This window comes from Rhodococcus sp. KRD197, assembly GCF_017168235.1.
Taxonomy (GTDB): Bacteria; Actinomycetota; Actinomycetes; order Mycobacteriales; family Mycobacteriaceae; genus Rhodococcoides.
Map to the genome: position 1 here is coordinate 23,509 of NZ_JABFAO010000004.1, position 14,811 is coordinate 38,319.

The window sequence follows — 14,811 nt, forward strand, 5'->3', positions numbered from 1 at the left end:
GCCCGGCCTGATCGGCCGGGCCCCATTTTCGTCGCTGTAGTTACTGCGAGTTGTTCTTCTGTGCTTGACCTTCAGCGGAGTCCGCGAACTCCGGGGTGTCGAAGGTCTCCCCGCCGAGCGGATCCACCGGAGCATTCTCGTGGGAGTACTCCACTTCCCCGGTCTTGGGGTCGACGGCCAGCGATTCGCTGGACACCTCGTGCACCGCCACCACCACGTGCTGACCATCCGGAGTCGCGAGACCGTCCGTCGAAGCGCTGAGTCCGGAGAACGTCGAAGAGATTCCGAATCGACGAGCCGGCTTGACGACCGCGTCGAGCGGAACGGGGGGTGCCCCGTTCGTGCTTTCGGTGTTCGGAGTGGTCGTCAAACGGATGTAGCGGGGCGTGGTGGCCACGTCGTAGCGGAACGCCTTCAGTAGCGACACACACGCCAGCACCATGATGATCGAGAACGGCACTGCCGTGGCTATCGAGGCCGTCTGCAATGCCGTCAAAGATCCGGAACCACCGACCAGCAGCAGGACTGCTGCCGCAGCGCCCTCCAGCGTGGTCCAGTAGATACGAGTGATCTTCGGGGTTTCCAGATTTCCGCCGGACGCGAGAATGTCGATGACCAACGACCCGGAGTCCGAGGAGGTGACGAAGAAGAACACCACGACCAGAATCGCGAGAACACTGGTGATAGTGGCCAGCGGCAAGCCGTCGAGCAGCTGGAAAAGACTCGTGTTGGTGCTCACTTCGCCGTCGACGAGCAGGTCCTGGTCGTCGCGCTGACGCAGGATGGCGGCGTCGCCGAAGATGGTGAACCACAGTGAACCGATGACGGTGGGAGCGAGCAGGACACCGAAGACGAATTCACGGATGGTGCGGCCACGTGAGATGCGGGCGATGAACATGCCGACGAAAGGTGCCCAGCTCATCCACCATCCCCAGTAGAAGATGGTCCACGCGCCTGCCCAACCGTCGTCGGCAAACGGTGCCGTGCGGAGCATGAGCTCGGGGAGCGCCTGAATGTAGCCGCCGAGGTTCTGCACCCAGGACTGCATGAGGAACAGGGTGGGCCCGAGAATCAGCACGAACAGCGCGAGACTCGCCGCCATCGCCATGTTGATGTTGGACAGCCACTTCAGGCCCTTGGAGACACCGGATACCACCGAGAATGTCGCCAACGCGGTGACGAACGCGATCAGAATGACCGTGACCCAGTTGTTGGTCTCGATCCAACCGAGGTATTCGAGGCCGGCAGAGATCTGTTGAACGCCGAATCCCAGCGAGGTCGCGACGCCGAAGAGGGTGCCGATGATGGCGACGGCGTCGATGGCGTGGCCGATGCCGCCCTCGATGCGCTTGCGCCCAAGTAGAGGTTCGAGAATCCACCGGACCGTCAGTGGCCGACCCTTGCGGTACGTCATGTACGCCATGCCGAGGCCGACGACGACGTAGATGGCCCAAGCGTGCAGTCCCCAGTGGTACAGGGTGAGCTCCATGGCCTGATTCGCTGCCGCGTCCGTGCTGCCCGCCACGCGACCGGCCTCGGGTGGATCGACGTAGTGCGAAAGCGGTTCGGCGACGCCGTAGAAGACGAGACCGATGCCCATACCCGCACTGAAAAGCATCGCGAACCAGGACAAGACCCCGAACTCGGGCTTCTCGTCGTCACGTCCGAGGCGGATGTTTCCGACCCGGCTGATGCCGCAGTAGAGCGCAAACGCGACGAAACCGGTCGCGCTGAGGATGTACCACCAGCCGACGCCATCGGTGATCGCGGAGTTCAGCGATTCGAATGCACCCTCGGCGGTACCGGCGAAGACGACGGCGAAACCGATCATGCCGAAAATGACGATCGACGCGGGAATGAACACGGGCTTTCTCAGCCCACCCCACGCCTTCTTCAATGCACTGGGTTCTGTGGAATTCACTGGCGCGTCCGTCCTCACAATTTTCGTATGCGAATTGTGGACGGCGGCCGATGCTGATCGCTACCGCGCCGGGCCGACCACATTCGGTTCTCGTGCTTTTTCTGTTTCTGGTCAAGTGCCGATAAGTACAGTAACCGAACTGCGCGCTACCGGGCGAACTGCTGGTTTCGATGGGAGTATTCTCACCGGGCCGCATTCGACGGATGTTCACTTGCGAGAATGCAATTCCGAGTCGCCGGAGCAACACACACCCGATAAAATTCGTCTACGTGTCGCAAACACTCGTCGTGGTGACTCTGGCTTTGGGTGCCGCGCTCTGCATCGCGGTCGGAACCGTCGTACGTCAGCGCACCGCGGCCGAGGTACCCGCCGAGAACGTCGGGGTGTTCGGGCCCGTCGCCTCGCTCGTCCGTAAGCCTGCTTGGTGGGCGGGTAACGTTCTCGCGATAGCCGGCTACGGCCTGCAAGCAGCAGCCCTGGGGCTCGGGTCCCTACTGCTGGTGCAGCCCCTCCTGGTGTTGTCTCTAGCTTTTCGCGCTGCCGCTGGGTGCGCGGCTCTCGAATCGAGTCGTCAGTGCCCGTGAATGGCTGTGGGCTGCGGCGTTGACAGCCTCGGTCGCCATCCTCGTGGTGGTCGGCGATCCGAAACCGGGCGTCGAACGCGCCGAGGCCCGGCACTGGGCGGCCATCTGCATCATCGGTATTCCCTTTGTGCTCGCCTGCGTCCGCGCGGCCCAGCGCAGCGATGGACCGCGGAAAGCGCTGCTGCTCGGTACTGCGGCCGGCGCTCTGTTCGGCGTGGCGGCAGTGCTCACCAAAGGTGTGGTGCACCTGATGTCGCGGGGCGTTGGTCCGCTGTTGACCTCCGTAGAGCTGTACGCCTTGATCGTCGTTGCAGTGTGTGCGATCACCGTGCAGCAAGCGGCGTTCCAAGCTGGATCGTTGCAGGCTTCGTTACCGGCATCGACGGTCATGGAACCCGTCGTCGCCTCGGCTCTCGGGTTCATGGTGCTGGGGGAATACCTGGCCGCGGACCGTGACGCCACCGCCGTCTTGCTCGTCGCTCTGGTCGCGATGGTCGCGGCAACTGTGGCACTTGCGCGGTCCTCCGCTCGGAACGAGGCACCGGCGTCGATCGGCTCGTGACCGGCACCGCTTACCCGGTGAGTGTGCTCGACCTTGCACTCGGCATGGTCGAGTGCTAGAAATGCAGTTGGCACTCGCTTAGTGTGAGTGCCAGGTCGGGACGGTGAGGCTGGGAATCATCGACACCCCTGGTCGTCCGTCGCGGGCACCGAACTCGGCCGAGCAAGTGCAGATGAGCGACTGGAACACGGTCGCTCAAGCGTGTCACCCCCAATCCGGAGGATCACTTCGCAATGGCCAAGATCATCGCGTTCGACGAAGAGGCACGCCGTGGCCTCGAGCGAGGCCTCAATGCCCTCGCCGACGCAGTAAAGGTGACGTTGGGCCCCAAGGGTCGCAACGTCGTTCTCGAAAAGAAGTGGGGAGCTCCCACGATCACCAACGATGGTGTTTCCATCGCCAAGGAGATCGAGCTCGAAGATCCCTACGAGAAGATCGGTGCCGAGCTCGTCAAGGAGGTCGCCAAGAAGACCGACGACGTCGCAGGCGACGGCACCACCACCGCTACCGTTCTCGCTCAGGCACTGGTTCGTGAAGGCCTGCGCAACGTCGCGGCCGGCGCCAACCCGCTCGGCCTCAAGCGTGGCATCGAGCAGGCTGTTGCAGCTGTCACCGAGTCGCTGCTCAAGTCCGCCAAGGAGATCGACACCAAGGAGCAGATCGCTGCTACCGCTGGTATCTCCGCAGGCGACCCGTCCATCGGCGAGCTCATCGCCGAGGCAATGGACAAGGTCGGCAAAGAGGGCGTCATCACGGTCGAGGAGTCCAACACCTTCGGCCTGCAGCTCGAGCTCACCGAGGGCATGCGCTTCGACAAGGGCTACATCTCGGCGTACTTCGCCACCGATGCAGAGCGCCAGGAAGCCGTCCTCGAAGACGCTTACATCCTGCTCGTCAGCTCCAAGATCTCCACGGTCAAGGACCTGCTGCCGCTGCTCGAGAAGGTCATCCAGTCGGGCAAGCCGCTGCTGATCATCGCCGAGGACGTCGAGGGCGAAGCTCTCTCCACTCTCGTGGTGAACAAGATCCGCGGCACCTTCAAGTCCGTTGCCGTCAAGGCACCCGGATTCGGTGACCGTCGCAAGGCTCAGCTTGCCGACATCGCCATCCTCACCGGTGGCGAGGTCATCAGCGAAGAGGTCGGCCTCTCCTTGGAGACCGCCGGACTCGAACTGCTCGGCCAGGCACGCAAGGTCGTCATCACCAAGGACGAGACCACCATCGTCGAGGGCTCGGGCGACTCCGAGGCCATCGCCGGTCGCGTCAGTCAGATCCGCGCCGAGATCGAGAACTCCGATTCCGATTACGACCGCGAGAAGCTGCAGGAGCGCCTGGCCAAGCTGGCCGGTGGCGTTGCAGTCATCAAGGCCGGAGCAGCGACCGAGGTCGAGCTCAAGGAGCGCAAGCACCGCATCGAAGATGCAGTGCGTAACGCCAAGGCTGCCGTCGAAGAGGGCATCGTTGCCGGTGGTGGCGTCGCGCTGCTGCAGTCTGCGCCCGCACTCGACAACCTCAAGCTCGACGGTGACGAGGCAACCGGCGTGAACATCGTTCGCGTCGCGCTGTCCGCTCCGCTCAAGCAGATCGCATTCAACGCAGGCCTCGAGCCCGGCGTTGTTGCGGACAAGGTCTCCAACCTGCCCGCAGGTCACGGCCTCAACGCCGCGACCAACGAGTACGAGGACCTGCTCGCTGCAGGCATCAACGACCCGGTCAAGGTCACCCGCTCGGCGCTGCAGAACGCAGCGTCCATCGCGGCTCTGTTCCTCACCACCGAGGCCGTCGTCGCCGACAAGCCCGAGAAGGCCGGAGCGCCCGCAGGCGATCCGACCGGTGGCATGGGCGGCATGGACTTCTAGAGTCCATCTCTCTCGACAAGAGCCCGGCCCCTCTTCGGAGGGGCCGGGCTTTTTCGTGCGCACGTGTGAATTGCTCGAAAGTGTCCGGTAAAGCCTTGACACTCTCTTGCATTCCTTTGCATTCCTTTGAACATATCGCCGTTGACCGACCGTCCGTCACGTATGAAGCTTGGGTCCAAGCCCGACGGCAATGGTCGGAGTTGGTGACTCGTTCAAGCGCAATGCAAGAAGGACGCCGCATGAAATCAATAGCTTTTGTGTTCCCCGGTCAAGGATCGCAGCGTAGCGGAATGGGATCCGATCTTGTACGAAATTTTGAAACCGCATCCGAGTGCTTCCGTTCTGCCGACGATATTTTGGGAATTCCGCTGTCTCGAATCTGCCTGAATGCAGACGCCGATGTTCTTCGTGACACTTCGATAACGCAACCTGCGGTGTTTGTCACGAGCATTGCGACGATGGCTGTGTTGCGAGAGCACGGGGTCGAGCCGTCGATCACGGCAGGTCATAGCCTGGGTGAGTTTGCAGCGTTGGTATGTGCAGGAACCATCTGCTGGACCGACGCCCTTCTGCTGGTGCGCCTTCGAGGTGAGCTTATGAGTCGGGTAGGTCGGCGCGAGCCGGGTGCCATGGCTGCGGTTGTCGGTCTCGGCATCGCGGATGTCGAGGCACTATGCGGCCAGATCCAAGCGGAAACATCGCAGGTTGTCGAGGTCGCAAACGATAACGCCCCTGGGCAGATCGTCGTTTCAGGACATATTGCAGCGGTAGAGAAGGTGTGCGAATCCGCGCTCGAATACGGAGCAGCAAAGACCATTCCGTTGAATGTCGGCGCTCCGTTTCACTGCTCGTTGATGGCAGATGTCGAGGAGGAATTCTCGGCAGCGTTGGATAGTGTCGATATGCACACACCGACTACGCAATTCGTATCGAGCGTTACCGCGCAAAGTGTATCCGACATCGTCGACGCCCGAAGAATTCTTACTAATCAATTGACCGCTCGAGTTCGTTGGACAGAGACTATGCGGACGCTCGAACGCCTCGGTGCAAGCTGTGCGCTCGAGGTCGGCCCAGGCCGTGTACTCAAGGGATTGAGCAAGAAAGCGACGCCGGAACTGCGTGTCGCGGCCACATCGACCTTGGGCGAACTGAACGACGTTCTGGCGAACGAACGGACCGACGCTGTCGTCGCCTGACTAGTTGTCTCGACTCTCATCCGTAGTAGAGCGCACCGATGTGACCTCTGCGAGTGCACTGCCATCGAAGCCAAGGAGGACGTATGGATGCTGAAGTAATCGTTGTCGGAGCTGGTCCGGCGGGTCTCATGCTTGCCGCCGAGTTGAGGCTTACCGGCGTGAATGTCATTCTATTGGAACGGCTTCCGAAAAGAACTGGAGAGTCGCGCGGACTGGGATTCACTGCGCGGACAATGGAAGTTTTCGATCAGCGTGGACTGCTACCGCGATTCGGAACCATCGAAGTAAGTACCCAAGGCCACTTCGGTGGAATCCCCTTGGATTTCGGCTTGCTCGAAGGGGCTCACCAAGCCGCGAAAACGGTGCCCCAGTCTGCAACTGAGACCGTCCTGGAGCAGTGGGCCGTTTCGCTGGGCGTGGACCTTCGACGAAATCACGAGGTGCTCGGTGTCTCTGACAAAGGTCTGTCGGTTCAGGTCGACGTCGCATCGCCGGACGGGGTCAAGACGCTGACAGCCGCATACTTGGTCGGATGCGATGGAGGGCGTAGCACCGTCCGGAAGGCGGCGGGATTCGATTTTCCCGGTACCGCATCGACGATGGAGATGTTCCTCGCCGACGTGACGGGACTCGACCTACAACCCCGCATGATCGGTGAAACCCTTCCCGGTGGAATGGTCATGGTTGGTTTGCTCCCCGAGGGTGTCACGCGGTTGATCGTGTGTGAGCGGGGTGCGCCGCCGCGCCGCCGCGAAACTCCGCCCAAGTATGACGAGGTGTCGTCAGCGTGGAAGCGTCTGACCGGTGATGACATCTCGCATGGAAATCCCGTGTGGGTCAGCTCGTTCGGCGATGCAACGAGGCAAGCCGCCGAGTACAGGCGGGGGCGAGTATTTCTGGCGGGTGACTCCGCACACATCCATCTGCCTGCAGGCGGTCAAGGAATGAACACGAGCATTCAAGACGCCGTGAACCTCGGATGGAAACTGGGTGCAGTAGCTTCGGGCCGTGCGCCGGAGCGACTACTCGACACCTATCACGACGAGCGCTGGCCGGTGGGAGAGCGACTCCTGAAAAACACTCGAGCACAGGGGACACTGTTTCTGAGCGGATCCGAGATGCAACCGCTGCGTGAGGTTCTCTCCGAACTCACCGCATACGACGATGTGACGCGTCACCTGGCCGGCATGGTCAGTGGGCTGGAGATCCGATACGACTCAGGTGGAGGGACCAACCCTCTGCTCGGGTACCGACTGCCTCCACTCGTCTTCGATGAGAGATCAGTGCCCGCGACGTCGACGGCCGCTTTGACAAGAGCACGCGGCGTGCTTTTCGACTTCGAGGACAACCCGGTACTCCAGAGGATCGCCCAGGGCTGGTCGGACCGCGTCGATGTCGTCACCGCAGCGATCGTCGAGCACCCCGCGTCATGGCCGACCAGCACGTCGGCCGTACTCGTCCGGCCCGACGGCTATGTGGCCTGGGCTGCGCCAGGAACGCATGCGGATCTGGCGATGTCCCTCGAACGGTGGTTCGGCCCGGCGCGTGAGCGCACTTCTCGCACCGATACCACGATCGACTCCAAGACCTCGGTCCTCACGAACAGATAGGAACCGCACATGCACAGCACTTTGATCGTCGCGCGTATGGACCCATCGGCGAATGTGGACGTCGCAAAGATCTTCGGCGAGTTCGACGAGGGTGACATGCCACATCTCATGGGAACCCGACGCCGTCAGCTTTTCCACTACCGAGGGTTGTACTTCCACCTCCAGGACTTCGACGAGACGAACGGTCCGGAGAGGATAGAAGCCGCCAAGACCGACCCGAGATTCGTCACGATAAGCGAGGACCTGCGACCGCTGATCCAGGCCTATGACCCCTCATCGTGGAAGTCTCCTGCTGATGCAATGGCCACACGTTTCTACGACTGGGAGGCGAATCGGTGAGCCGACGTCGTGTAGTGATCACAGGCGTCGGGGTCATGGCGCCGGGTGGAATCGGTACCAAGAACTTCTGGCAACTGATCAGCGAAGGTAAGACCGCCACGCGTCCGATCTCATCGTTCGACGCATCGAACTTCCGGTCTCGTATTGCCGCTGAGATCGATTTCGAACCGAGCGAGCACGGCCTCAGCCGCCGTGAGATCAGGCGGATGGACCGGGCCGCGCAGCTCGCTGTAGTTGCTACACGAGAAGCTATGGCAGACAGCGGTATCGAGCTCGACAAGCACGATCCTTACCGGGTCGGCGTATCCGTCGGAACCGCGGTCGGGGCGACGATGAGCCTCGAGGAGGAGTATCAGGTGGTCAGCGACTCGGGCCGCCTGGAGCTCGTGGACCATGACTACGCGGTACCGCATTTGTACGACTATCTGGTTCCCAGCTCGTTCGCGGCAGAAGTTGCCTGGTCCGTGCACGCGCAGGGGCCGACGACGGTGATCTCGACAGGATGCACTTCGGGGCTCGACTCGGTCGGCCATGCAGTCGACCTGCTGAGAGAGGGATCCGCGGACGTCATGATCGCCGGTGCGTGCGAGGCTCCTCTGTCTCCGATCACGCTCGCGTGTTTCGATGCCATCAAGGCCACAACCCCTCGAAACGATGACCCTGAACACGCGTCGCGTCCTTTCGACAACACTCGAAACGGCTTCGTGCTCGGTGAGGGAGCTGCCATGTTCGTTCTCGAAGAGTTGACCAGTGCCCAACGACGCGGCGCCAAGATCTACGCAGAGGTCGGTGGCTTCGGATCTCGTTGCAACGCTTTCCATATGACAGGTCTGCGACCGGACGGCGCCGAGATGGCCGCGGCCATCGGTGTCGCGCTGGACGAGGCCGGAACCGATGCCAGCGACATCGACTACATCAATGCGCACGGCTCGGGCACGAAACAGAACGATCGTCACGAGACCGCAGCATTCAAGCGTTCGCTCGGCGAACACGCGTACCGAACGCCGGTCAGTTCCATCAAGTCGATGATCGGGCACTCGCTCGGCGCGATCGGATCGATCGAGATTGCAGCATCGGTGTTGGCGATGGACAACAATGTCGTGCCTCCTACAGCCAACCTTCACACCGCCGATCCCGAATGTGATCTGGACTATGTCCCGATCACAGCCAGAGACTGGAAGACCGATTCGGTACTCACAGTCGGTAGCGGATTCGGCGGATTCCAGAGTGCGATGGTCCTCACCACTCCAGAAAGAGGTGTGGGATGACCAGCTCGACGGTAGTTACCGGTATCGGAGTGGCGGCCCCCAACGGGCTTGGCACCCAACAGTACTGGGAAGCTGTTTGCAACGGCACGAGTGGGATCGATCGGATCGCAAGCTTCGACGCGACCGGGTATCCCCTTCACCTCGCCGGCGAGGTCTCGAACTTCGAGGCCTCCGTGCATCTGCCGAGTCGGCTGCTTCCCCAGACCGACCGGATGACGCGCCTGGCCCTCACCGCGACCGACTGGGCTCTTCTCGACGCAGGAATCGAAGCAGACACATTCGACAGCTTGGACATGGGAGTGGTGACGGCCGCATCGGCGGGTGGTTTCGAATTCGGCCAGAACGAACTGAAGAAGCTTTGGAGCCAGGGGAATCATCATGTCAGCGCCTACCAGTCGTTCGCCTGGTTCTACGCTGTCAACTCCGGTCAGATTTCCATCCGAAACAACATGCGGGGTCCGAGCGGCGTCGTCGTGAGCGATCAGTCAGGCGGGCTCGACGCTGTTGCCCACGCGCGGAGGCAAATTCGAAAAGGAACCAAGGCTGTCGTCACGGGTGGAATCGATGCGACGATCTGCCCTTGGGGATGGGTAGCACTGCTTGCCAGCGGCAGACTCAGTACCAACCCCGACCCCGCAAGCGCGTACCTGCCATTCGACGCACGCGCCTGCGGCCACGTACCGGGAGAGGGCGGCGCCATCCTGGTCATCGAGGATGCACAGCAGGCGCGTGGCCGAGGTGCCCGAATATATGGCGAAATCGCTGGTTATGGAGCAACATTCGATGGAGTCGAACGGAAGGGTGGATCCGAGGGACTGATTCGCGCCATCGAGGTCGCACTTGCGGACGCGCACGTGTGCACCGACGACATCGATGTGGTGTTTGCCGACGCTGCCGGCGATCCGAGTCTTGATCGCAGTGAGGCAGACGCGTTGAAGCGACTGTTCGGTGAACGGGGAGTACCGGTTACGGCGCCCAAAACGATGACTGGGCGTCTGTACTCGGGCGGCGGGGCGCTGGACCTGGCAACCGGGTTGTTGTCCATATCCGAGGGCGTCGTGCCTCCTACGATCAATACCGAACTCGACTCGGAGTTCGGACTCGATCTGGTGTCGGGATCCGCCAGAGCACAAGTTGTTCGACATGCACTCGTCCTTGCCCGCGGCCACCACGGCTTCAACTCCGCCGTCGTTGCCCGCGCAGCCTGATCATCCACACTCCACTAGGAAAGGCAGTTTCATGAGCACAGAGACCTTTACGCTCGACGATCTCAAGAGGATCCTTCTGGCCGGCGCGGGCGCCGACGAGACAGTGGATTTGGACAGTGAGATCCTCGACACCGAATTCGAACTCCTCGGGTACGAATCGCTTGCCTTGCTTGAAACTTGCGGCAGAATCGAACGCGAATACGGAATTTCGCTCGACGAGACGCTCGTCGTGGAAGCTACGACCCCTCGCCTGCTCATCCAGGCAGTCAACGAACATCTCGACCGCGTCGGTCACAGTGCTGATCAGATCGCCTCGCCCAGGGCGTCGAGCGCGGCGTCACCGGTCGCCCTGGTATCGGGGGCGACGAGTGGAATCGGGCTCGCAATTGCGCGGTCACTCGCCGAGTCCGGGCATCGTGTCTTCATCGGGGCCAGATCGGCGGACAACGTCGCAGCGACGGTGAAGCAACTGAACGAGGATGGGCTCGATGTGGACGGAACCACTGTCGACGTCAGGTCTGGTCAGGACATCCACAACTTCGTTCAGGCAGCGGTCGACAGGTATGGATCCGTCGACGTGCTCGTCAACAATGCCGGCCGAAGTGGCGGCGGGGTCACTGCGGACATCGACGACGAGTTGTGGGATGACGTCATCGACACCAATCTCAACAGCGTCTTCCGTCTGACCAGGGAAGCGTTGAACACGGGCGGAATGCGCCACCGTGGGCGCGGTCGGATCATCAACATCGCTTCGACGGCCGGCAAGCAGGGTGTCGTTCTCGGCGCACCGTACTCGGCGTCCAAACATGGAGTGGTCGGGTTCACGAAGGCGCTCGGAAACGAGTTGGCACCTACCGGAATCACGGTCAATGCAGTGTGCCCCGGTTACGTGGAAACCCCGATGGCCGCTCGTGTCCGCCAGGGGTACGCAACCGCGTACGGAACATCGGAGTCAGCAGTGATGGACAAGTTCACCGCCAAGATACCGCTTGGACGGTACTCGACGCCGGAGGAGGTCGCCGGCCTGGTCACCTACTTGAGCACCGACACGGCAGCTTCGATCACTGCACAGGCGATCAACGTGTGTGGCGGACTCGGCAACTTCTAGAACCTCGTTCTCCGAAAGGAACCACCATGGAACCGAACTCTGTGCACGAAGTAGAGCACACCATCGATATCGCGGCGCCGGCCGATGAGATCTACGGACTCATCGCCGACGTCGAGAGCTGGCCGCGCTTGTTCCCGCCGACGATCTTCGTCGAACTACAGGAGCAGTCGGACAGCGAACAGAATCTGCGAATCTGGGCAACTGCAAACGGCGAAGCCAAGACGTGGACGTCACGGCGAAGGTTGGACCCAGCCGCCCGCCGGATCACCTTCCGCCAGCAGGTCTCGACGCCACCTGTCGCCGCGATGGGCGGAGAATGGATCGTCGAGGCGTCATCGGACACCACGTCGACGGTGCGACTACTTCACGACTACCGAGCAGTAGACGACGATCCGGCGGCACTCGCGTGGATCTCCGAGGTCGTCGATCGCAACTCCCGATCGGAGCTTGCGGCATTGAAGGCGAACTCGGAATTAGCCTTGCACTCAGCTGATCTCGTGCTCGAATTCGAGGATTCGATTCAGATCGACGGTGCAGTCAAGGACGCATTCGACTTCGTCAATGAGGCGCACCACTGGGCCGAACGGCTGCCGCACGTCTCGAGCGTGCGCCTGGACGAACCGTCCGCTGGGCTCCAGACGCTGGAGATGGACACCACGGCTCAGGACGGCTCGACTCACACCACCAAGTCGTTCAGGGTGTGCGCGCCATTCGAGCGAATCGTTTACAAACAAACCACATTGCCCGCGCTGATGAGCGTTCACACAGGCCGGTGGACCTTCGTGGAAAACGACAACGGGGTGCAAGCAACCTCGCACCACACCGTCGTTCTTCGGGAGGAGAATTTCGCGCGGATCCTGGGTGCCGATGCCGGAGTCGAACAGGCGCGAAAGTATGTACGAGATGCGTTGGGTGCCAACAGTCGGGCGACCCTCGGCCATGCGAAAGACTACGCCGAACGAGTTCGCTGACCATGCGCACTACGCTCGAGGCTCGCGTCGTGATCGTCGGGGCCGGCCCTGTCGGACTCACGTTGGCCGGCGAGCTTGGCCTGCGTGGGGTCGACGTCGTCGTACTCGAGAGCCGCGACGAACCATCAACGGAATCCCGGGCATCGACGCTGCACGCACGCACCATGGAGCTTCTCGCCTTGCGCGGTCTTCTGGACGAGTTCGGCGAGCTTCCACACGAACCGCTCGGGCATTTCGGAGGCATCCCGCTCGATCTGAACCTGCCCAGTCCTTACGCAGGGCAGTGGAAGGTTCCGCAGACCCGTACGACCGCCATTCTACGAACGTGGGCCGTCGATCTGGGCGTTGTCGTACTCGACGGACATTCACTGGTCAACGTGACCACGACGCCGTCGGGCATCGAGGCCCGGGTAGACAGTCGACACGGGTCGCGCAATCTCCTTGCGTCGTATCTCGTCGGCTGCGACGGAGAGACCAGTACGACCGCACGGCTGATGAACACCGAGTTCGCGGGTCGGTCCTCGGACCGGTTGTTGCATCGCGTGGATGTCACAGGAATTGACATTCGCAATCGAAAGTTCGAGCGTCTCCCTTCGGGTTTGGCCATTGCGGCGAGGCGAGAAGACGTCACACGGGTGATGGTTCACGAGTTCGGATCCAACCCGGCCGACGGCCGGAGCGATTCCACGTTCGACGACATCGCTCGAATATGGGAGCGGGTGACCGGAGAGGACATCCGAAGCGCGAAGCCACAGTGGGTCAACAGCTTCGGCAACGCATCACAGCAGGCGAAGCAGTACCGCGCCGGGCGGTTCTTTCTGGCAGGCGACGCCGCGCATCGGCAGATGCCGGTCGGTGGTCAGGCACTCAACCTCGGCATGCAGGATGCCTTCAATCTTGGGTGGAAGCTTGCGATGGCTGCGTGCGGCTCAGGTGACGAACGTCTGCTCGACAGCTACCACGACGAACGTCACGCTGTCGGAGCACGTGTGTTGGCAGGAATCGAGGCCCAGGCCTCGCTCTTGCTCGGCGGGCCCGAAATCGAACCCCTGCGTTCGATCTTCACTGCACTCCTCGAGACCGAATCAGTACAACAGCAGCTGGCCGCGACAATCAGCGGATTGGATATCGATTATCGCCGCGAGCGCAGTCCTGGGCAGTCCACAGTGTGCGGATCGCGAGTGCACCCCGACGTCGTTGCCTCCGATCCGAGAGCTGCGGACGATCTGCGCCAGGGCCGCGGCGCTGTCATCGACTTTCGACCCGATTGTTCTCCTCGATGGTGGCAGATCATCCGACCGGACGGTTACGAAGAGTGTGAAGGGATCGGATCTTCACCGTACTCGACATTCGAAGAATGGCACCGATTCACGCAGTTCGACAGAGAACCACAACGATTGGAGACTTCATGACTCGTCTACAGGGAAAGACCGCACTCGTCACCGGCGCAAGCCGCAATATCGGGCGGGCGATAGCGACTCGGCTCGCAGCCGACGGTGCGTTGGTCGCCGTCCACTGGTCGTCGGACGCCGATGCTGCTCTCGACACCGTCACGTCGATCGAAAAGAACGGTGGTCGAGCGTTCACAGTACGAGCAGACCTCGAAACGCCGGGCGCGATTCATCAACTTTTTTTCGAACTCGAACAGGGCCTGAAAGAGAGGACCGGATCCTCCAGCTTGGACATTCTCGTCAACAACGCCGGAGTGATGGGAGGTGTCTCGCCGGAGGACACCACTCCCGAACAATTCGACCGCCTCGTCGCCGTGAACGCCCGAGCCCCGTTCTTCATCCTGCAGCGGGCAACTACCAACCTCAACGACGGGGCGCGGGTGATCAACATCTCTTCAGGTTTGACTCGCGTCGCGAATCCGCAAGAAGTTGCGTATGCGATGACGAAGGGCGCCGTGGAGCAACTCACGATGCACATGGCCAAACATCTCGCGCCACGCGGTATCACTGTGAACAGTGTTGCGCCGGGGATCACGAGGAACGGAAATCCGGTATTCGGTATGCCCGAGGTCGTCGAACAGATGGCGTCGTTGTCTGCCTTCAATCGGGTCGGTGAGCCAGACGACATCGCTGATGCGGTGGCGTTCCTCGCTTCCGACGACGCTCGATGGATCACTGGCTCGACGCTGGACGCAAGTGGCGGGACCCTGCTGGGTTGATTCTCGAGCGACGAC

Annotated in this window: 11 protein-coding genes and 1 pseudogene; 11 read left to right on the forward strand and 1 reads right to left on the reverse strand. The window is 61.7% G+C overall.

Features of this window, described 5'->3' with window-relative positions:
- Nucleotides 1-40: 40 nt before the first annotated feature.
- Nucleotides 41-1,921, reverse strand: coding sequence for a BCCT family transporter (locus J1M86_RS06215; protein WP_307786540.1), 1,881 nt, complete (start codon nt 1,919-1,921; stop codon nt 41-43).
- Between the two features lie 287 nt (nt 1,922-2,208).
- Between J1M86_RS06215 and J1M86_RS06220 the strand changes: the two are divergent.
- From J1M86_RS06220 to J1M86_RS06270, 11 genes and pseudogenes are all read left to right on the forward strand, one after another.
- Nucleotides 2,209-3,067: pseudogene (locus J1M86_RS06220) on the forward strand (DMT family transporter).
- A 233-nt stretch (nt 3,068-3,300) separates the two neighbouring features.
- Complete coding sequence (gene groL, locus J1M86_RS06225; RefSeq protein ID WP_075838342.1) at nt 3,301-4,926, forward strand: chaperonin GroEL; 1,626 nt, start codon at nt 3,301-3,303, stop codon at nt 4,924-4,926.
- Nucleotides 4,927-5,165: 239 nt separating this feature from the next.
- Nucleotides 5,166-6,122: an ACP S-malonyltransferase gene (fabD, locus tag J1M86_RS06230; RefSeq protein ID WP_206509239.1), complete on the forward strand. Its 957-nt coding sequence runs from the start codon at nt 5,166-5,168 to the stop codon at nt 6,120-6,122.
- Between the two features lie 83 nt (nt 6,123-6,205).
- The gene (locus J1M86_RS06235) at nt 6,206-7,732 is read left to right on the forward strand and encodes an FAD-dependent monooxygenase (protein WP_075838341.1); all 1,527 of its coding nucleotides are present in this window, start codon (nt 6,206-6,208) and stop codon (nt 7,730-7,732) included.
- Nucleotides 7,733-7,741: 9 nt separating this feature from the next.
- Nucleotides 7,742-8,071: a TcmI family type II polyketide cyclase gene (locus tag J1M86_RS06240; protein ID WP_068380367.1), complete on the forward strand. Its 330-nt coding sequence runs from the start codon at nt 7,742-7,744 to the stop codon at nt 8,069-8,071.
- A complete protein-coding gene (locus tag J1M86_RS06245) occupies nt 8,068-9,339 on the forward strand; it encodes a beta-ketoacyl synthase (protein WP_075838340.1) in 1,272 nt (423 codons plus the stop codon). The genes J1M86_RS06240 and J1M86_RS06245 overlap by 4 nt, the downstream gene beginning before the upstream one ends.
- On the forward strand, nt 9,336-10,547 hold the full coding sequence (locus J1M86_RS06250) for a ketosynthase chain-length factor (protein WP_075838339.1): 1,212 nt from the start codon (nt 9,336-9,338) through the stop codon (nt 10,545-10,547). Before J1M86_RS06245 ends, J1M86_RS06250 begins: the two co-directional genes overlap by 4 nt.
- A 31-nt stretch (nt 10,548-10,578) precedes the next feature.
- The gene (fabG, locus tag J1M86_RS06255) at nt 10,579-11,655 is read left to right on the forward strand and encodes a 3-oxoacyl-ACP reductase FabG (RefSeq protein ID WP_206509240.1); all 1,077 of its coding nucleotides are present in this window, start codon (nt 10,579-10,581) and stop codon (nt 11,653-11,655) included.
- A gap of 26 nt (nt 11,656-11,681) precedes the next feature.
- On the forward strand, nt 11,682-12,626 hold the full coding sequence (locus tag J1M86_RS06260) for an aromatase/cyclase (RefSeq protein ID WP_075838338.1): 945 nt from the start codon (nt 11,682-11,684) through the stop codon (nt 12,624-12,626).
- A gap of 2 nt (nt 12,627-12,628) precedes the next feature.
- Nucleotides 12,629-14,038: an FAD-dependent monooxygenase gene (locus J1M86_RS06265; RefSeq protein WP_206509241.1), complete on the forward strand. Its 1,410-nt coding sequence runs from the start codon at nt 12,629-12,631 to the stop codon at nt 14,036-14,038.
- Nucleotides 14,035-14,796, forward strand: a complete 762-nt coding sequence (locus J1M86_RS06270; RefSeq protein ID WP_187346709.1) for an SDR family oxidoreductase — start codon at nt 14,035-14,037, stop codon at nt 14,794-14,796. The genes J1M86_RS06265 and J1M86_RS06270 overlap by 4 nt, the downstream gene beginning before the upstream one ends.
- Nucleotides 14,797-14,811 lie beyond the last annotated feature (15 nt).